Raw genomic sequence first — 18,630 nt, forward strand, 5'->3', positions numbered from 1 at the left:
AGCGTCAGCTGAACGTGGCCCTAGCGTTGGTCGGGGCGGTGCCGGGCGAAGGCGTCGGCCTTGCCCCAGCGGCCGGGGATGTCCAGCAGCGCGACCCGCCCGAAGACCGACGGCAGCGCGGGGTCCACGGCCAGGTGGTCCTCGTGCGGGTTGAGACCGAGCATGGTGCGCAGGAGCAGCACGGACGCTCCGCTGGACCACGCCTGCGGGCTGCCGGCGGTGGGATACCGGACCGGGTAGCGGGTGGTGTTGCGGTCGAACCCGCCGAAGGCCTCGGGTAGCCGACCCTCGAAGAAGGTGGCGGCGGACAGGATGCTCTCCGCGATGCGGGCCGCCTCGCTGGCGAACCCGTAACGGCGCAGACCCCACGCGATGAACGAGTTGTCGAACGGCCAGACCGTGCCGTTGTGGTAGCCGAGAGGGTTGTAGCGGCGCTGCCCCTCGGCGAGGGTTCGCACCCCCCAACCGGAGAAGAGCGCCCGACCCATCAGGTGTTCGACGACCTGCGGGGCGCGCTCCGGCGGCACGATGCCGCTCCACAGCAGATGCCCGATGTTCGACGACAGGCTGTCGACGGGAGTGCCGTCGTGGTCCAGCGCGAGGGCGTAGTAGCCGCGCTCGGGAAGCCAGAAGTCCCGGTTGAACCGGTCGTACAGCGCCGCCGCTTCGCGCTCCAGCCGCTCGGCGTAGGCAGGGTCACCCCAGACGGTACGGGCCAGCCGAGCCCCGCGGATCTTCGCGTCGTAGGCGTACCCCTGGGTTTCGCAGGTGGCCCTTGGGAAGCCCGGCAGCCGCCCGTCGGCGTAGGAGATGCTGTCCCAGGAGTCCTTCCAGCACTGGTTCTCGAGGCCGGTGGCGCGGTTGCGTCGCTCGTACCAGACGTAACCGGTGGACGTCAGGTCCGCGTAGTCGTCGATCCACGCCAGGGCCGCGCGAGCCTCCTGCTCCAACTCCCGCACCAGCGCGGCGTCGCCACTCCACCGTTCGTACTCGTCGAGCAGCACCACGAACAGCGGTGAGGCGTCCACGGTGCCGTAGTAGGGGGAGTGCGGCTGTTCCTCGAACGCGGCCGACTCCCCGTAGCGCAGCTCGTGCAGGATCCGGCCGGGATCCTCCTCCAGCACGTCGTCGGTGCGGACGCCCTGCAACGAGGCGAGGATCCGTAGCGTCGGCGGGGTCAGCGACGGGGTGACGGGCAGGGTCTGCAGGCAGGTCAGCAGGCTGTCGCGGCCGAACAGGGTCATGAACCAGGGCAGCCCGGCGGCGGGGACGGCCGCGCCGCTGAGCGAGAGCGGCGCGAAGCGCAGCGCCGCCAGGTCCACCAGGCTGCGGTGGTACACCTGTTGCAGCGCGGCGCTCTCGGTGTCCAGGGTGGGGGCCGCCGCGACCCAGGCCCGCAGGCTGGTGGGCAGGGTGGAGTCGTCGGGCCGCTGAGCCCGCAGCGCGGAGCGCAGGTCGACGCCGTCCGGACGCAGCGCCAGCATGGCCACCTGCAACCGCGTCGACCACTGTTCCCCGGGGCGCAGTCGGACCGTGAAGCGGATGCCCTCCGGGTCGAACTCGGCGGGTTCGCTCGCCGACACGACGACCTCACGTCGGTACGTGCCGCGCCGGTAGCCCAGGCGCAACTCGTCCGGACCCACGTGGGTGTAGTGCGTGCCGGTCTTCGCGCCGACGTCGAACTTGATCTCGAAGATGTCGGCGAAGTCGGCGGCCACCTCCAGCCGGATGTCGAGATCCCTGTCCTGGTCGCCGTAGTTGAAGATCGTCAGCGATTCGGTCAGGTCCGGGCCGATGCGCCTGCGCCGGATGGCCGACACGTCGGCCTGCACGTAGTCGACCGCCTCGCCCGGCACCACGAAGAACGTGACCTCGTAGTACTGGCTGTCGTCCACCGACAGCGCGGTCATGCACTCACCGTTGACGAAGAGCATCCAGCGGGACAGGAAGCGGGTGTCGGCGGCGAACAGCCCGACCGGCGTTGCCGGGGACGACTCCACGTCCCCACTGGCGTCGGACACCATGAACGTGTTGCCGTCGATACATGACACGGTGTCCGCGATGTCCCTCATCGGTCACGTCCCACTGTCCGGGCCACTGCTCTGCAACGGCCCCGGTGTCCGCGGAAACAGCCGCCCGAGCCGCAGCGCCAGGCCGAGGTCGCCGTCGACCATGATCTCACCGCGGGTGATCGCCGCCAGGCCGTTCACCTCACCGCGCGCCATCGCCTCCGCGACCGGCGCGGACACCATGATCACGGTGGTGGCGGGGTCGGCGCTGCGGGTCACCCGCATCCGGCCGTGATCGATCTCCAGCAGCCACTGCTCCAGGTCGTCGCCGTCGCGAATGTCGAACCGCACGCTCCCGCACACCTTGCTGAACCGCGGATCCTGGCCGGCGACGGTCAACCGCTCGAAGAAGGCACTGGTCGCCGTCATCCCACCTCCCCGGGCGCTGGTAGAAGCGGATGCCGGCTACCCGGTGCGGCTCGCCGTTAACTCCCGACGGCCTGCCTCGTTCGGGTCATCCCAGGTCGAAGTCCACCACCACCGGCGCCCTCCGGACCCGCACCGGGGTCGCGGCATCGAAGCTGGCCGCGTCGCGGTGCCAGACCGGCGGGGCGTACGCGCAGTCGCAGCGCAGCTTCACCCGCTTCCCGGGGAGCAGGCGCAGGGCGTAACCGCTGCCCACGTCCGCGACGCCGGCCAGATCCCCGCTGGTCGCGTCGAAGGCGATCACCTGGGCGTAGGTGCCCAGCTCGTCGACGCGTACCGCGCCGCTGACCAGCGTGCCGGCGGGCAGCGCCTGGTCCAGGGTCACCGTCCGGTGGGCGCGCACCCGCACCGACCGTGCCTGCTCCCGAGTGCCGACCCCACCGGACCACACGGTCGCCAGCCCGTCCGCGGCGAACTGCACCGGCCAGTGGTACGGCCCGAGGCCGGTGATCGTGTAGCGGCCGTCCTCGTCGGTGGTCGGGCCGTGGTCGCCGTACTTCGGATCCGGCACGTACGGCACCACCATCGCCAGCGCACGATAGATCGGAGCGCCCGTCGCCGCGTCGGTCAGCACGCCGGCGATGCTGCCCGGCGGATCGAGCCGGATGTCCGGCACACCGGTCACCGCGCCGGCCCGCACCCGGACCACCCGGGCGCGTTCGCGCTCACCCGTGCCGCCGTGCCGGCCCACCCACTGCCAGCCGTGGGTGCTCGTGTCGTAGGGGCGCACGAGCAGCCGGTACTCCCCGGGGGCCACGCCTTCGGCGATCAGCGTGCCCTGCTCGTCGGCGCAGCCCCCGTGCCGGCCCAGTTGGTCCCCGCCGAGCGTGACCGACGCCAGCGCCGCGGCGTCCACCGGCACGAGCGACGCGCAGGCCCGAGGCACCGGAGCGTCGGTGGCGGCGTCGCGGACCACGGTGCGAACACCGCCGGGCGCGGTCGAGGGAGACCCGGGGGTGCGCGCGCCGGCCGGTTCGGCGGCCCCGACGACGAGCAGTGCGACGGCGGCGGCGGTCAGGTGGCGCGGGAGCGAGTGGCGCATGGGGGATCGTCCTCTCGGCGGCGCGACGGATTGGACTGACGGTATCCGCCCGTCAGTGATCCAAATCGGTCAATGTCGCCATGCTGACTGTTGCGGAACGCGCACCCGCCCGGAATGGACCTTCTGCCGCGAACCAGGCACGGGAGCCACGTTCAGGACATAGCGTCAGGGCGGCGGCCGCGCCGCTGCGCCGGTCGCCGCCGGCTACGCCGACCGGAGGGGGACCGAAGATGGACCACGTCGACAGTGTGCTCCTGCCGGAACTGGACGGACCCGTGCCCGCGACGCTGCCGAGCGCGCTCGGCCTGCTGAGCCTGGCCCTGGGCGTCGGCGCCCTGGCAGCTCCCGGACCCCTCGCGCGACTGACCGGGGTGGACGACTCCCCGGCCGCGCGGGCGGTGCTCCCGGCCGTCGGGGTACGGGAGTTGGGCAGCGCCGCCGGCCTGCTCGGCGGTCGTCGCCCGGCGGGCTGGGCCTGGAGCCGGGTGGCCGGCGACGCCATGGACCTGACCCTGCTCGGCCGCGCCCTCGCCGACCGCAGCGGTGAACGACGCCGCCGGGTCGCGCTGACCACCCTCGCGATCGCCGGCATCGCGGCCGTCGACGTGCTCTCCGCCGTGCGGATCAGCCGAGCCCGACGGGCGCGGGCGCGGATGATCCGGATGGAGATCGCGGTGACCGTCAACCGGTCACCCGCCGAGGCGTACCGGTTCTGGCGCGACCTGGAGAACCTGCCCCGGTTCATGTCGCACCTGGAGTCGGTACGCGCCGACGACCTGCGCCGCTCGCACTGGGTCGCCCGCGGCCCGGCCGGTCACCGCGTCGAGTGGGACGCCGAGATCATCCACGACCAGCCGAACACGTCCATCACCTGGCGTTCGATGGCGGGGACCGGGGTACCCAACGCCGGCCGGGTCCGCTTCGTGCCGGCACCCGGCGACCGGGGCACCGAGGTCCGGGTGGAGTTGCGCTACGCGCCGCCGGCCGGCGCGCTCGGCCGGGCGGCGGCGAAACTCTTCGGCGAGGAACCCGAGCAGCAGGTCCGTGACGACCTGCGCCGGTTCAAGCAGGTGCTGGAGACCGGCGAGGTGGTCCGCTCGGAGGGCAGCCCCAACGGCATCTCCGTACGCCAACAGGCCCTGCAACGACCCGCCCAGCCACTGCCGCCGTCGCGCCGGTGACCGCCCGCTCCGAAAGGGACCGAGGATGAAGGCCAACGCCTGGATGGGCACCGACAAGGTCAAGGTCATCGACGTACCCGACCCGAAGATCATGAACGCCCGGGACGCGATCGTCCGGATCAGCACCACCGCGATCTGCGGCTCCGACCTGCACCTCTACCACGGCTACATCCCCGCCATGCGCAAGGGCGACATCCTCGGCCACGAGTTCATGGGTGAGGTGGTCGAGGTCGGCCCGCAGGTGCGCAACCTCAAACCCGGCGACCGGGTGGTGGTGCCCTTCCCGATCGCCTGCGGGCACTGCTCGTCCTGCCAACGCGGCCTCTACTCGGTCTGCGAGAACTCCAACCCGAACGCGGGGATCGCCGAGAAGATCATGGGCCACTCGCCGGCCGGCATCTTCGGCTACTCCCACCTGCTCGGCGGGTACGCCGGCGGTCAGGCCGAGTACGCCCGGGTGCCGTTCGCCGACGTCGGCCCGCTCAAGGTGCCCGACGACGTCCGCGACGACCAGGCGGTCATGCTCGCCGACGTGTTCCCCACCGGCTACATGGGCGCCGAGATGTGCGACATCAAACCCGGGCAGGTGATCGCCGTCTGGGGCGCCGGGCCGGTCGGCCTGTTCGCCGCGGCCAGCGCCCGGCTGCTCGGCGCGGAACGGGTGATCGTCATCGACCGGTACCCGTACCGGCTGCGGCTCGCCGAGGAGCACATCGGCGCCGAGACGATCAACTACGAAGAGCTGGATGTGCTGGACACCCTCAACGAGCTGACCGCCGGCCGGGGACCCGACGCGTGCATCGACGCGGTCGGCCTGGAGGGCCACCACGGCAATGCCGCCATGTACGCGTACGACCGGGTGAAGCAGGCCGCCCGGGTCGAGACGGAGCGGCCGTTCGCGCTGCGCCAGGCGATCCTCGCCTGCCGCTCGGGAGGGGTGGTCTCGGTGGTCGGCGCGTACGGCGGGTTCGTCGACAAGTTCCCCATGGGCGCGTTCATGAACCGGTCGCTGGTCATGCGGACCGGTCAGTGCCACGTTCAGCGCTACACGAGGCCGCTGCTGGAACGGATCCAGCGTGGCGAGATCGATCCGAGCTTCATCGTCAGCCACCGGCTGCCGCTGCGCGACGCCCCGAAGGGCTACAAGATCTTCCAGAAGAAACAGGACGACTGTACGAAGGTGCTGCTCACGGCCTGATCGACACGCGGGTACCACCGGCTAACGCGGCCGGACCCCGGACTCCACCGTCAGGGTCCCCGCCTCGGCGTCGATCGTGGCCCGCGCGCCGAGCGGCACGGTGAGCTGCCCGTTGCCGTGCCCCAGCCGCAGTCCACCCAGGACCGGCACGCCGAGGTCGTACAGGCGGTCCTTGAGGACCGCCGCCGCGTCCCACTCGCCGGGTTCGCCGACACTGTTGGTGATCTGGCCGATGACCACCCCGGCGACCCGGGACAGGACGCCCACCCGGCGAAGTTCGGTCAGCATCATGTCGATGCTGTACGGGGCCTCGTCCACGTCCTCGAAGAACAGGATCGCGTCGTTGAACTTCGGCGCGTCACTGGCGCCGAGCGAGGTGGAGAGCAGGGTGAGGCAGCCGCCGAGCAGCGGCCCCGAAGCCCGCCCGGGCACCAGCACGGGAGCGGCCGTCTCGGCCGGATCCCGGACGATCGTGACCGGGGCGGTGGTCATCACCGCCTGGCGCAGGGCCTCGGCCGACTCGGGGCCGGTGCGGCTGTCGCTCCAGTTGACCATGGGGCCGTAGAAGGTGACCAGGCCTAGGTCGCGCCAGAGCTTGCCGTGGATGCTGGTGATGTCGCTGAAACCGACGACCACCCGTGGATCCCGGCGCAAACCGGAAACGTCGAGTTCGTCGACGATCCGCTGGGTGCCGTAACCGCCACGGGCGGCGAAGACCGCACGGATCCCCGGGTCGTTGAGCGCGGCGTTGAGGTCGGCGAGCCGCTGCGCGTCGGTGCCGGCCAGATAGCCGTACTTGGCGAAGACGTGCTGGCCCAACTCGACCACCAGACCCCAACTGCGCAGGATCTCGATGCCGCGAGCCATGTTCGTGGGGTCGGGAGTGCTGCCGGGCGACACGACCCGGACCCGATCGCCGGGCGCCAGCGCCGGTGCCCGCAGCACGCGCTTCGCACCACCCGGCGCGGCCTGCGCGGTCCCGTTCTGCACCCCGCCGGCGAGTACCGCGCCACCGGCCGCCGCCGCTCCCATCCGCAGCATGTGTCGACGGGACAGGGGGACCCGCGCGGCCCCCCGGGTCGAAGCTGGGTCTGTTCCAGAAGTGGCCACCGGCGTCCCCTCATCGTGATCAGACGATGTACGAGCCACCGCAGCCTACGACAATTGTTCGTGTCGCACGGGGTCCAGAAGGGACAGCATCTCCAGTGGACGGACGCTGCCCACGGCCAGACCTGGTTCAGGCGGCATCCCGAGTGACGTGACTGTCGGGTTTGTCCGGCCTCGCCCGGCGTTGGCGGGATGTCCGGGTCCGCGTGCGACCCGTTTGTGGCCGGGGAGCCGGGGAACTCGCCCCGTTCGTCCGCCGGCAGGCCGGACGGCATGTCGAGGGAAACGAAGGAGCGGAGCATGGAGTACGAGCAGATGATCGCCACGGTACGACAGCGCGCTGGCCTCGGCGAGAACGAGGCCGTGCGGTCCGTAGAGGCCGTCCTGTCGGTGCTCGGCGAACGGCTCGCCGGGCAGGAGGCCGACCACCTGGCGGCACAGCTACCGGAGCGGTTGAACGGGTCCGTCACGCGCAATCCGCAGGGCCGCCGGTGGGATGTCGGCGAGTTCCTGAAGGCCGTCGGGGACCGCGAGCAGGTCGCGAACGCGGACCACGTGCGTCAGCATGCCCAGGCGGTGTTGCGGACCGTCGCCGAGGCGCTCGATGACGACCAGCGACACGACCTGCTCGCCCAGCTTCCCGGCGGCATCACCGATCTCTTCGGTGTGCCGACCCCACGAGGCTGAGCCCGACGAGGCTGAGCCCCACGGACGCCTACGGGATCGGCCACTCGTGCACCGGTCGGTTGCTGTGCATCAGGTCGATGTAGTGGCGGACCACCTCCCGGAGCGCCTCCGGCCGGTCCAGGTGGTCGGCGGACTCCAACCGGTGCAGCGTCTCCACCTGCCAGGTCGCACCGTTGCGGCTGGTCAGGCAGCGCTGCTCGATGATGCCGAGCAGCCGGTCGCGCTCACCGGGGTCGAGCCCCCAGCGGTCCAGGCCGTGGTGTGCCAACGGCAGCAACCGGCGCAGCACCAACTCGGTGACGGGCAGATAACCCAGGCCGGGCCAGAAGACCTGCGCGTCGATGCCGTGCCGGGCGCAGTTGGTGAAGTTCTCCTCGGCGGCGCTGAACGACATCTGTGACCACAGTGGCCGGTCGGATTCGGCCAGGGCACGGACCAGCCCGAAGTAGAAGGCGCCGTTGGCGATGGTGTCCAGCACGGTCGGACCGGCGGGCAGCACCCGGTTCTCCACCCGGAGATGCGGTCGGCCGCGGGACACGTCGTACACCGGGCGGTTCCACCGGTAGATGGTGCCGTTGTGCAGGCGCAGCTCGGCGAGATTGGGCACCTCGCCGGCCGCGAGGGCCTGCGCCGGGTCCTCCGGGTCGCAGACCGGCAGCAACGCCGGAAAGTAGCGCACGTTCTCCTCGAACAGGTCGAACACGCTGGTGATCCAGCGTTCGCCGAACCAGACCCGGGGGCGTACCCCCTGGGCCTTGATCTCTTCCGACCGGGTGTCGGTGGCCTGCTGGAACAGCGGAATGCGGGTCTCGCGCCACAGCTCCCGGCCGAAGAACAGCGGCGAGTTCGCACCGACGGCCACCTGGACGCCGGCGACCGCCTGGGCAGCGTTCCAGTAGTCGGCGAACTGGGGAGGGCTGACCTGTAGGTGGAACTGGGTGCTGGTGCAGGCCGCCTCCGGGGTGATCGTGTCGGCGGTGACCGCCAGGCGCTCCACGCCGCTGATGGCGATCGGCAGATCCTCACCGCGCGCGGCGAAGATCTGCTCGTTGAGCAGCTTGTAGCGGGGGTTGGCGGAGAGCGTCTCGGCGGTCAGGTGCTCGGGGCGCAGCGTCGGCAGGATCCCGATCATGACCATGTGCGCGCCGATCGCCCGCGCCTTCACCTCGGCGGCGTTCAGGCTGGCCCGGACGTACTCCTCGAAGTCCGCGGTGCCGGTGCCGGTCAGCCGCCGCGGCGGCACGTTGATCTCGACGTTGAACTGGCCCAACTCGGTCTGGAAGCTCGGGTCGGAAATGGCCGCCAGCACGTCGGCGTTGCGCATCGCCGGGTTCGACGCCTCGTCGACCAGGTTCAGCTCGATCTCCACGCCGGTCATCGGACGGTCCACGTCGAAGCGCGACTCGCGCAGCATCTCGGCGAAGACGTCCAGGCAGCGGCGGACCTTGTCGCGGTAGCGGGCCCGATCCTCTCGACTGAAGGTTCGTACGCCGACGTCCTCGCCCATCGTCACCACCCTGTCACCGCTGGTTCCCCTAACCTCGCACGTCCTCGTCCGGCAGGGGAATATCTGAGGCTTCTTTCCTACCCAGTGACGGACCCGGTGACCCCTGTCGCCGTTCACGAGGTCCGTCAGGTGGCGGCGCACCGACACCGCTACCATTGCCGCCCGAGAGGTGGTGGCGTGGCGATGCGCGACAAGGTGACCCGACTGTTCGTTGCGGCGGCGATCGCGGAGGCCTGCTCCTGGCTGGCCCTGCTGGTCGGCATGCTGGTCAAGTACGGCCCGCCGGAGAACGAGCTGGGTGTCAAGATCTTCGGGCCGATCCACGGCGGCCTGTTCGTCGCGTACGTCGTGTTGACGCTGGCCGTGGCCCGGCTGCACCGGTGGAGCCTGCTGGCCACGGCGGTCGCTCTGGTCGGTGCCGTGCCGCCGTTCGCCACCCTGATCTTCGAACGCTGGGCCCGCCGCCGGGGCATGCTCGGCGTGGAACGGCGACCCGTCCGCGAGACCGTGCGGATCGGCTGACCACTCAGTCGATCAGGAAGGCACTCAGCACTGCCGCCAGGGCCTCCGGCGCCTCCTCGGCCATGTGGTGACCCGAGTCGACCGACGCAGTGCGCACGTCGTCGGCCCACTCCCGCCAGATCGACGCCGGGTCGCCGTGCAACTCCACCATGTCGTCGCGTTCGGCCCAGACGAACAGCACCGGGCAGGAGATCTTCCGCCCGGCCGCCCGGTCGGCGTCGTCGGCGGCGCGGTCCGGCCCCAGACCCGCCCGGTAGTCCTCGCACATCGCGTGCACCGTCGCCGGGTCGTGGATGGCCCGGTGGTAGTCCGCGTAGGCCTCCTCGCCCATCTGGGCGGGGGAGCCGCCGTACCAGGCGTCCGGGTCGGCGTTGATCAGCGGTTCCGCCGGCTTGTCGGTCTGGCCCAGGAAGAACCAGTGCCACCAGCGGGCGGCGAACCGGGCGTCGCAGGTGGCCAGCGCCGCGCCGATCGGCACCCCGTCGAGCACGCCGAGGCGACTGACCCGCTCCGGGTGGTCCAGGGCGGTACGCATCGCCACGTACGACCCGCGGTCGTGACCGACCACGGCGGCACGCTCGTGACCGAGCACGTCGAGCAGCGCGATGACGTCGCGGGCCATCGCACGCTTGGCGTACGCGCTGTGGTCGGGCGTCTCCGCCGGCTTCGTCGAACCGCCGTACCCCCGCAGGTCCGGGCAGATCACCGTGTGGCGCTCGGCGAGTAGCGGCGCGACCCGGTGCCAGGTCGCGTGGGTACGGGGATGGCCGTGCAGCAGCACCACGGGCGAGCCGGCGCCGCCGCGGCGCACCCGCAGACGGACCGGGCCGACATCGATCTCGTCGAGGGTGAATCCGGGAAACATGGACGTGCCGATGCCCTCCCGAGCGGGCCCGAAACACGGAGGCGGCTCAGGTCAGCGCGGAGCAGGCCGTGATGCCGGCGACCAGCAGCGCGCCCAGGAACGCCTGCAACAGCAGCGGCGGCCCGAGGTGCGACCAGAGCGTCGCGGTGCGCGGGGTGAGCAACTGCCCGGTGGTGAGGTTGACGATCCGCTCGATGCGCGGCGGCAGCTCCGGGTCGCGTTGCGGGCGCAGGGTGAGCTGCACCTGGTCCGCCGGGTGCAGGGCGCTCTGCGGCAGGTGCCCGTGCAGCTCCACCTCGCAGAGCTGGCCGGCGGTGTTGCGCAGGCGCACCGGGACGACCAGGTATTCCGGACCCTGCTTGAGTTCCTTCCACCGTCGGCGGGTGCCGCCACCGCCGAAGGAGAACAGCGAGCGCAGCAGCAGGGCGGGCAGCCGGGCGATCGCCGCCGCGGCGAGCACCGCCACCAGCACCGGCTGACCGATGCGGACCTCGCGGGTGTAACCGTCGAGCAGGCGGACCAACCGCCCGGTGACGATCTTTTCCGTCGGGTGCACGATCCGTCGGCTTTCGAGTCCGCTGTCCATTCCCACCACCGAGAGTCCGCTTGTGTGCACAGATCGTATCGACGTCCTGGGTTGAACGACGTGAATGAAACCTGGTCACGGGCTCACGGCTGCGAGGTGACATCCCGGGCGACCCGGGTAAGCGGGGGGCCGAGCTGGAAAGGGGTCGAGCATGCAGCTGTCCTTCCTGCGCCCGCTCTACGACCGTCCCGGGCCGTGGTGCTCGGTGTATCTGGACGCCTCCGCCGACACGGAGGACGCCCATCCCGCGCTGGACCTGCGCTGGCGTGCCCTGCAACGTCGCCTGACCGAACAGGGCGCCGACGAGGCGAGCATCGCCGCGTTGGACCGGGTGATCCGTGGCCACGACCCGATGGTCGGGGACTACGGCCTCGCGGTCTTCGCCAGTCACGGGCGGGTGGTGCTCTCCGAGTACCTGTCCGCGCCACCACTGCGTGACCTGGCCAGTTTCGCGCCGCTGCCCCACGTGATGCCGCTGCTCGCCCAACGCGGCGAACAGGTGGCCTGGGTACGGGTGATCGCCGACCGGCTGGGCGCCGACGCGATGGCGGTCAGCGCCGGCGGGGTGCCCCGGCGGGCGCACGTCGCCGGGCGCGACGCGTACCCGCTGCGGCGGACCAAGCCCGGCGGCTGGTCCCAGTCGCGCTACCAGAGGGCCGCCATGGAGGCCTGGCACCAGAACGCCGGTGACGTCACCGCCGCCACGGTGGAGCTGGCGGACCGGGTCGGTGCGGACGTGGTGGTGGTCGCCGGCGACGTCCGGGCCACCGGGATGATCGCCGCCCAGATGCCGGAGCGCTGGCAGGACCTGGTGGTCCGTACCGATGCCGGGTCGCGGGCCGGTGGCGCCGACCAGACGATGCTCGACGACCTCACCGTGCAGACCATCGCGGAGGTCGCCGACCAGCGGATCAGCGCCGCGCTGGACCGGTTCGGGGTGCAGGAGGACGTGGGCGCCGGCCTCGACGCGGTCGTCTCGGCCCTGCAACGCAACCAGGTCGACACGATGATCATCGTGGACGATCCGTCGGCCGACGGCGAGCTGTGGATCGGCTCGGAGCCCACCGAGATCGCCGTCGACGCGGGGCAGTTGGCCGCGATGTCGGTGGCCGAACCGCAGCGGGTACGCGCGGACGCCGCGCTGGTCCGCGCGTTGGTCGGCACCGACGCGGCGCTGACCGTGCTGGGTCCGGACGAGGCTCCCGAGCTCACCGACGGCGTCGGCGCGGTGCTGCGCTACGTCGACCCCAGCACACCGGGGCGCGGCAATGGCTGAGCGCCGGGTGGCGGACCTCGTGGTGGAGCGACTCCTGGCCTGGCGGGTGCCCCGCGCCTTCGGCTACCCGGGCGAGGCGATCGCCCCGCTGGTCGAGGCGTTGGACCGCACCGGCGGCGAACCGGCGTTCGTCCCGGCCCGGCACGAGGAGACCGCCTCGTTCATGGCCACCGGGCACGCCAAGTTCACCGGCGGCATCGGGGTCTGCCTCGCCACCCAGGGACCCAGCGCCGTGCAACTGCTCAACGGCCTCTACGACGCCAAGCTGGACAGCAAGCCGGTGGTGGCGATCGTGGGGGAGGACATCTCCGGGCCGCTCGGCGGCGCGCACCAGGAAATCGGGTTGAGTCGGCTCTTCGGCGACGTGTGCAACCAGTTCGTCCGCTACGGCCGCAACCCCGAGGACGTGGCCGCGCTGCTGGACCAGGCGTTCCGTACGGCGGCGGCGACCCGCAGCCCGACCTGTGTCGTGCTGCCCCGGGAGTTGCAGGAAACCCTGGTGCCCGACGTGCAGACGTCCGCCGTCGGGGTGGTCTCGGCCACCCCCGGTGAGCCGTTGGCCCGGGTGCTGCCGCACGAGGCGGACCTCGACGCCGCCGCGCAACTGCTCGGTGGCGGCCAGCGCGTCGCGATCCTGGTGGGCCAGGGCGGGCGGGACGCGGCCGCGGAGATCATCGAGGTGGCCGACCGGCTCGGCGCCGGGGTGGCCAGTTCACTGCTGGGCAAGCCGGTGCTCGACGAGCGGCTGCCGTTCCACACCGGGGTGCTCGGCGAGGTCGGCACCCCGGCCGCCGCCGAGCTGATGGGTGGCTGCGACACCCTGCTGATGGTCGGCACCAACGACCCGTGGACCGACTACTTCCCGATACCCGAGCAGGCCCGCACCGTGCAGATCGACATCGACGGCCGCCGTATCGGCACCCGCTACCCGGCCGACGTGCCGCTGGTCGGCGACGCCGCCGAGACGTTGCGGGCGTTGCTGACCCGACTGCGTGGTCGACCCGAGCAGCAGTGGCGCGCCACCGTGGAGAGTTCGGTGGACCGGTGGCGGGAGGTGGCCGCCGAGCGGGTGGCCGCGCCCGCCGACCCGGTCAACCCGCAACTCGTACTCCAGGAGTTGTCGGCCCGTCTGCCGAGCACCGGAGCGGTCGCGGTCGACGTCGGCTCGGTCCTCTACTGGTACGCCCGGCACCTCACCCTGCCACCCGGGGTGAACGCGCAGCTCTGCGGCACCCTGGGCTCGATGGGCTGCGCGCTGCCGTACGCGGTGGCCGCCAAGCTCGCCGCCCCCGACCGGCCGGTGATCGCGCTGGTCGGCGACGGGGCGATGCAGCTCAACGGCCTCGCCGAGCTGATCACCGTGTCCCACCACTGGCAGAGCTGGCGTGACCCACGGTTGGTGGTGCTGGTGCTCAACAACCGGGACCAGAACGGCATGGGTGGCGGACGGCAGCCGTCCTCCGACCCGGCCAACCGCCGCCCCGACGTGCCGTACGCCGGTTGGGCCCGCCTGCTGGGGCTGCACGGTGTGCGGGTGGACCGCCCGGAGCTGGTCGGCGCGGCCTGGGACGAAGCCCTCGCCGCGGACCGTCCCTGCGTACTGGAGGCGGTTGTCGACCCGGCGGTGTCGCTGGCGCCGCCGGAGCCGGCGTTCGCCGACCTGCGCGGCCTGTACGCCGACGGCGCCCCGGCCCGGAAGGTCCGGGAGCAGGTGGAGGTCACCGCGAACGCCGAAGACCTCGTTTAGCCGCCCTCGGCCAGGGCATCAGAAGCGGCCCGACGACGCTGGAGGTCCCATGTCCGAGCCCGCTGACCGCCGCTATGGTCCGGCGGCCCTGCCGCAGTCACGCGGCCCGGTCTCCGCCGCGGTGCTCGACGCACTCCGATGCCCGCCGCACGACCTGCCGGCGGGGCTCGGCGCCGACCTCGACCCCACCGACCCGATCACGGACGAGGACCTTCAGCTCACCCTGTTCCTCTGCTACGAGCTGCACTACCGGGGTTGGTGCGGGGTGGACGAGGCGTGGGAGTGGCAGCCGACGCTGCTCGCACTGCGCGCCGAAGCCGAACGGCCCTTCGAGGCGGCCCTGCGCCGGCTGGTCGGCGCACCGTCGGTGCCGGCCGCCGGGGTGGCGGCCGGCCTGGCCGAACTGGTCGCGGCCGACAACGGCCCGCCGCTGGCCGCGACGCTGCAACGCCGTGCCGACCTCACCCAGTTCCGCGAGTTCGCCACCCACCGCTCCGTCTACCACCTGCGCGAGGCGGACCCGCACAGCTGGGCGCTGCCCCGCCTCGGCGGGCCGGCCAAGGCCGCCCTCGTGGAGATCCAGACCGACGAGTACGGCAACGGCCGGCTGGACCGGATGCACGCCGAGCTGTTCCGGCGCACCCTCGAACGGCTGGGGTTGGACACCGCGTACGGCGCACACCTGGACGCGGCACCCGCGGTGACCCTGGCGACCAACAACCTGATGTCGCTGTTCGGGCTGCACCGGCGCTGGCGCGGCGCACTGCTCGGGCACCTGGCCGCGTTCGAGATGACCTCCTCGCTGCCGAACCGCCGCTACGGCAACGGGCTGCGCCGGCTCGGCCTCGACGAGGTGGCCACCCGCTTCTACGACGAGCACGTCGAGGCCGACGCGGTGCACGAGCAGATCGCCGCCCACGACATGTGCGGTGGCCTGGTCCGGGTCGAGCCGGCTCTCGCCCCCGACGTGCTGTTCGGCGCGGCGGCCGGGCTGGCGGTGGACCGGCTGTTCGCCGGGCACCTGCTGGACAACTGGGCCGCCGGCCGCAGCTCACTGCGGTCGCCGGCGCCGCCCACCGTGCCGCCGACCGTCTCGCTCACCGCGACGGCGTCGGCCGTAGTGGTCCCGCCGGCCCGGCCCGTCGTCGTCTGAACGGCCGGCGCGTCAGGACTGCCGGTCGGCGCCGGCGCGGAAGTTGATCGCCTTGTGGGTGCCGTCGCAGAACGGCTTGAGCGCCGACTTGCCGCACCGGCACAACGCCACCGTGCCCCGGCGCGCGTCGATGTGCTCGCCGTCCGGCGTGACAAGTGCGAAGTCGCCGCGGACCAGTAGCGGTCCGTCCTCGTACGGGGTGATGGTGGCGGCGGCTGGCTCGCTGGTGTCGTCGGTGCGCATGGCCCCGGAAGTGCCCGCCCTGACCCAGGCGAAACCCGTGCCGACCGCCGTCGAAGAGGCGACTCCGGCGGATCGTCGCCGAACGGCGGTGATGACCGGCGCACCCCGCTGACCAGCGGAATGTGCTGCCGGGTGGGTGATGCCCCGTTTGAACCCCATCGGTACGGGAAGCCGGGCCGCGTGGTGAGCGAACGAGGCAAGGTGGGGCCGGTGCACAAGGTGCACAAGGGGCTCACGGCCGATGGCGCCGGTCTCGCCGGCGACCGGGTCGTGGCCGCGGGCAGCGCCGCCCGGGTGTTGGTCGCCGCCACCGCCCGGGCGCTGCGCGGGGAGGACTGCGCCGACCTCGGGCACACCGGGCCGACGTCGCGCTTCCCGGGCGCCCCGGAGCCGGTACGCCGCGCCGCGGTCACCCGCGCCGCCGGTCGGGTCGCGCTCACCGTGGCCCAGGTCGACGAGGTGGACGGCGCTCGGGTGGCCCGCTGGTTCGTCGACCAGTATCCCCGTCGGCGCTATCCCGGCGTGCTGATCGGCTCGCCGCACGGCGCGGCGGCACACCTCGCGGTGGCCCTTGGCGTGCCGTGGCTGCCGGCCGGTTTCGAGATGACCGTGCACTGGTCCGACGGCGCGGTGGACCGTCCCGCGGACGCGCTGGAGCACGGCGCGGCACTCGCCGCCCGGTTGCTCGCCGGCAACGCCGACCTGCACCTGCGCCAGGTGCACTGCCCGGCCAGTCGAGGCCCGCTGACCGGGGCGACGGTGTCACTGACCGCCGCGTGGCGGACCCTGCCGGCCGCGTACGCGCAGTTTCTGACCGACCGGCTGCTCCCGGGCGCCCCGGTGCTGCTGGTCCGTGACGCGCGCACCTGGCCGGTGCTGGAGCGCGGTTCCGGCCACAGCTTCCAGGTCGGCTGCCCGGCCAGCGGGCTGGACCCGGTCGACTTCCACCCGGACAGCCACGCGCTGCGGCAGGTGCTGCGCTCCGTCGGCGGCGACGCGGCCCGCTGGGACCCACCGGAGGTCTCCGTCCCGTCCGGTTACGCCGAGCAGGACGTCGACCCGGGCTTCGAACCGGCCGTGCGGGACTGGTCCGCCGGGCACCAGCACCCGCTGCACCGGATGCTGGTGCCCCGCCCGGCGGCCCTGAGCGCGGGCGTGGCCGACCTGTACCGGCGGTGGTTGCGCGGCGCCGGCAAGACCGGCGACCGGTTGGTGGTGGAGTGCGGCCGGCTGCTCGACCCGTGGCAGGTGGTGCGGGCGGGGCTGGTGCCGTACTGGTGTGAGAACGCCACCCGGCGCAGCGTCGACGAGGCCGAGTGGTGGCTGGCCGGCAGCGAGGCCTTCAGCTCGGTGGACGTGCTGCCCGAGCCGCCCGGGATGCGCTCACCGGCGCTGGCCGGGCTGCCCCAGTGGCTGGCGGTGGCCGGTTTCGGACGCCGCCGTCGGGCGTTGGACCGGACCACCGCCCGGGGCTACCCGGTCACCTCGGTGCCGACCCGTCGGGCCACCGAGGTGCTGCGGGCGCAGCCGTACGACCTGCCCCTGCCGCCCCCGCTGGGGGTCGCAGAGGCGCTGGCCGTGCTCCGCGACAGTGGCGGCCACCAGGGGTTACTCGTCTCCTGAGGCGGACACGCCGAAACTTCCTCGCGAACCCGGGGTCCCGTGATTGAGTACCTACGGAGCGGGAACATCGCTGGCTGCGACGGCCTGATTGCGCTGCGTAGAGGCGGTGTCGCCCGCTGGCATCCCAGTCACTGACCCACTTTTCCGGCCCGGTGCGTGGCTCGGCCACGCGCACGACCGGTTTCCCGATCCGGGCGGGGGACCTTCCTGAGGGAGGCGCGGATGTTCGGACAGACGAGCACGACCACGACCACACCACCACCCACCGAGCGAGGTCTGGAGGATCTCGACGCGGCGGCAATGGCGTACGCGGCCCGGATCGCCGGGCTTCCGCCAGAGCGGCGGGGGGAGGCCCGCGACGACCTGGTGCGCTTCGCGCTGCCGTTCGCCGGGCGGCTGGCCCGCCGGTACCGGGGGCGTGGGGAGCCACTCGAGGACCTGGAGCAGGTCGCCCGGCTGGGGCTGGTCAACGCCGTCGACCGGTATGACCCGGAACGGGGCTCGTTCACGGCGTACGCCGCGATCACCATCGTGGGCGAGATCAAACGGCATTTCCGGGACCGCACCTGGGGCGTCCACGTGCCCCGCCGACTGCGTGACCTGATCCTCGAGGTCGGACAGGCCACCGCCGCACTGACCAGTGAACTGTCCCGGGCGCCGTCGGTGGCCGAACTGTCGGCCCGACTGGAGACCCCGCAGGAGGAGATCCTCGCCGCGTTGGAGTCGGCGGCCGGCTACAGTCCGGCCTCGCTCAACGCCCCGGTCGGTGGTGAGAGCTCCGCGGAGTTCGGCGACCTGGTCGGCGAGTCGGACAACGCCCTGGAGTCCGTCGACGACCGGGTCACGGTGAGCGGACTGCTGCACCGACTGCCCTGGCGCGAGCGGCGCATCCTGGCGATGCGCTTCTACGGCAACCAGACCCAGGCTGAGATCGCCGCCCGGTTCGGCATCTCGCAGATGCACGTGTCCCGGCTGCTGTCGCGGGCGCTGACCTGGCTGCGTCAGGCGATGCTCGCCGACGCGCCGCCGCCGTGGCAGAACGGTGCCGCCGAACCCGACCCGGGCAAGACCCGGATCTCGGTGAAGCAGAACGGTGACCGTGTGGTGGTCGAGGTCGGCGGCGAGATCGACCGCGACGGCGCGGACCAGTTGCGCCGGGCCATGTTGGAGGCGGTCACCGGCCAGCCCAGCGAGGTGGTCGTCGACCTGGTCGGCGCGGGTGGGTTCGACGCCGGGGGGATCGCCGCGCTGATGGCCGGGCACGAGGCGGCGGAGCGGACCGGCGTACCGCTGCGGCTGACCCGGGTCCAACCCGCGGTACGCCGCTCGCTCACCGCCGCCGGCCTGGCACCCGTGCGGGACTGAGCCACCGCGCTGGCTCCCTCCGTCCCGCGAGAT

17 protein-coding genes are annotated in these 18,630 nt (G+C 72.4%); 9 read left to right on the forward strand and 8 right to left on the reverse strand.

The window, feature by feature from the left end; genetic code table 11:
* Positions 1 to 20 precede the first annotated feature (20 nt).
* The 3 genes from AB0C01_RS28180 to AB0C01_RS28190 form a co-directional block, all read right to left on the reverse strand.
* Positions 21 to 2,072 (reverse strand): glycogen debranching N-terminal domain-containing protein, encoded by a 2,052-nt coding sequence (locus AB0C01_RS28180; protein WP_357572572.1) that lies wholly within the window; start codon positions 2,070 to 2,072, stop codon positions 21 to 23.
* Positions 2,073 to 2,075: 3 nt separating this feature from the next.
* Positions 2,076 to 2,438 carry an SCP2 sterol-binding domain-containing protein gene (locus AB0C01_RS28185; RefSeq protein WP_357254034.1) on the reverse strand — a complete coding sequence of 121 codons (363 nt, stop codon included), beginning with the start codon at positions 2,436 to 2,438 and terminating at the stop codon, positions 2,076 to 2,078.
* Between the two features lie 85 nt (positions 2,439 to 2,523).
* Positions 2,524 to 3,537 (reverse strand): carboxypeptidase-like regulatory domain-containing protein, encoded by a 1,014-nt coding sequence (locus AB0C01_RS28190; RefSeq protein WP_357572573.1) that lies wholly within the window; start codon positions 3,535 to 3,537, stop codon positions 2,524 to 2,526.
* Positions 3,538 to 3,767: 230 nt separating this feature from the next.
* On the opposite strand from AB0C01_RS28190, the gene AB0C01_RS28195 reads away from it, so the two are divergent.
* Entirely contained in the window at positions 3,768 to 4,718 is a 951-nt protein-coding gene (locus AB0C01_RS28195; protein ID WP_357254038.1) for an SRPBCC family protein, read from the forward strand.
* Positions 4,719 to 4,743: 25 nt separating this feature from the next.
* Entirely contained in the window at positions 4,744 to 5,916 is a 1,173-nt protein-coding gene (locus AB0C01_RS28200; protein ID WP_357254040.1) for a zinc-dependent alcohol dehydrogenase, read from the forward strand.
* A gap of 21 nt (positions 5,917 to 5,937) precedes the next feature.
* Here AB0C01_RS28200 and AB0C01_RS28205 read toward each other — a convergent pair whose 3' ends face one another.
* Entirely contained in the window at positions 5,938 to 6,957 is a 1,020-nt protein-coding gene (locus AB0C01_RS28205) for an LD-carboxypeptidase (protein ID WP_357254042.1), read from the reverse strand.
* A 366-nt stretch (positions 6,958 to 7,323) separates the two neighbouring features.
* On the opposite strand from AB0C01_RS28205, the gene AB0C01_RS28210 reads away from it, so the two are divergent.
* Positions 7,324 to 7,710: a DUF2267 domain-containing protein gene (locus AB0C01_RS28210; RefSeq protein WP_357254044.1), complete on the forward strand. Its 387-nt coding sequence runs from the start codon at positions 7,324 to 7,326 to the stop codon at positions 7,708 to 7,710.
* Between the two features lie 28 nt (positions 7,711 to 7,738).
* On the opposite strand, the gene AB0C01_RS28215 is transcribed toward AB0C01_RS28210, so the two are convergent.
* Positions 7,739 to 9,217: a glutamate--cysteine ligase gene (locus AB0C01_RS28215; RefSeq protein WP_357254046.1), complete on the reverse strand. Its 1,479-nt coding sequence runs from the start codon at positions 9,215 to 9,217 to the stop codon at positions 7,739 to 7,741.
* Between the two features lie 183 nt (positions 9,218 to 9,400).
* Here AB0C01_RS28215 and AB0C01_RS28220 point away from each other — a divergent pair, with 183 nt between their 5' ends.
* Entirely contained in the window at positions 9,401 to 9,739 is a 339-nt protein-coding gene (locus AB0C01_RS28220) for a DUF3817 domain-containing protein (protein ID WP_357572611.1), read from the forward strand.
* A gap of 4 nt (positions 9,740 to 9,743) precedes the next feature.
* Here AB0C01_RS28220 and AB0C01_RS28225 read toward each other — a convergent pair whose 3' ends face one another.
* Both AB0C01_RS28225 and AB0C01_RS28230 read right to left on the reverse strand, forming a co-directional pair.
* Positions 9,744 to 10,604 carry an alpha/beta hydrolase gene (locus AB0C01_RS28225; RefSeq protein ID WP_357254048.1) on the reverse strand — a complete coding sequence of 287 codons (861 nt, stop codon included), beginning with the start codon at positions 10,602 to 10,604 and terminating at the stop codon, positions 9,744 to 9,746.
* Positions 10,605 to 10,650: 46 nt separating this feature from the next.
* On the reverse strand, positions 10,651 to 11,199 hold the full coding sequence (locus AB0C01_RS28230) for a hypothetical protein (RefSeq protein WP_357572612.1): 549 nt from the start codon (positions 11,197 to 11,199) through the stop codon (positions 10,651 to 10,653).
* Positions 11,200 to 11,341: 142 nt separating this feature from the next.
* On the opposite strand from AB0C01_RS28230, the gene AB0C01_RS28235 reads away from it, so the two are divergent.
* From AB0C01_RS28235 to AB0C01_RS28245, 3 genes are read left to right on the forward strand one after another with little or no spacing between them, the layout of a single operon-like run.
* Positions 11,342 to 12,466, forward strand: a complete 1,125-nt coding sequence (locus AB0C01_RS28235; RefSeq protein ID WP_357254053.1) for a Vms1/Ankzf1 family peptidyl-tRNA hydrolase — start codon at positions 11,342 to 11,344, stop codon at positions 12,464 to 12,466.
* Positions 12,459 to 14,213, forward strand: coding sequence for a thiamine pyrophosphate-binding protein (locus tag AB0C01_RS28240; RefSeq protein ID WP_357254055.1), 1,755 nt, complete (start codon positions 12,459 to 12,461; stop codon positions 14,211 to 14,213). The genes AB0C01_RS28235 and AB0C01_RS28240 overlap by 8 nt, the downstream gene beginning before the upstream one ends.
* 49 nt (positions 14,214 to 14,262) lie before the next feature.
* Entirely contained in the window at positions 14,263 to 15,366 is a 1,104-nt protein-coding gene (locus AB0C01_RS28245; protein ID WP_357254057.1) for an iron-containing redox enzyme family protein, read from the forward strand.
* 12 nt (positions 15,367 to 15,378) lie between these two features.
* Here the strand turns inward: AB0C01_RS28245 and AB0C01_RS28250 are convergent, their stop codons facing one another.
* Complete coding sequence (locus tag AB0C01_RS28250; RefSeq protein ID WP_357254059.1) at positions 15,379 to 15,609, reverse strand: CDGSH iron-sulfur domain-containing protein; 231 nt, start codon at positions 15,607 to 15,609, stop codon at positions 15,379 to 15,381.
* Positions 15,610 to 15,789: 180 nt separating this feature from the next.
* Between AB0C01_RS28250 and AB0C01_RS28255 the strand changes: the two genes are divergently transcribed.
* Positions 15,790 to 17,232, forward strand: a complete 1,443-nt coding sequence (locus AB0C01_RS28255) for a hypothetical protein (protein WP_357254061.1) — start codon at positions 15,790 to 15,792, stop codon at positions 17,230 to 17,232.
* Positions 17,233 to 17,454: 222 nt separating this feature from the next.
* Positions 17,455 to 18,597, forward strand: a complete 1,143-nt coding sequence (locus AB0C01_RS28260; RefSeq protein WP_357254063.1) for a SigB/SigF/SigG family RNA polymerase sigma factor — start codon at positions 17,455 to 17,457, stop codon at positions 18,595 to 18,597.
* The last annotated feature ends 33 nt before the right edge of the window (positions 18,598 to 18,630 follow it).

The sequence above is a fragment of the Micromonospora sp. NPDC048905 genome, assembly GCF_040649655.1.
Classification (GTDB): Bacteria; Actinomycetota; Actinomycetes; order Mycobacteriales; family Micromonosporaceae; genus Micromonospora.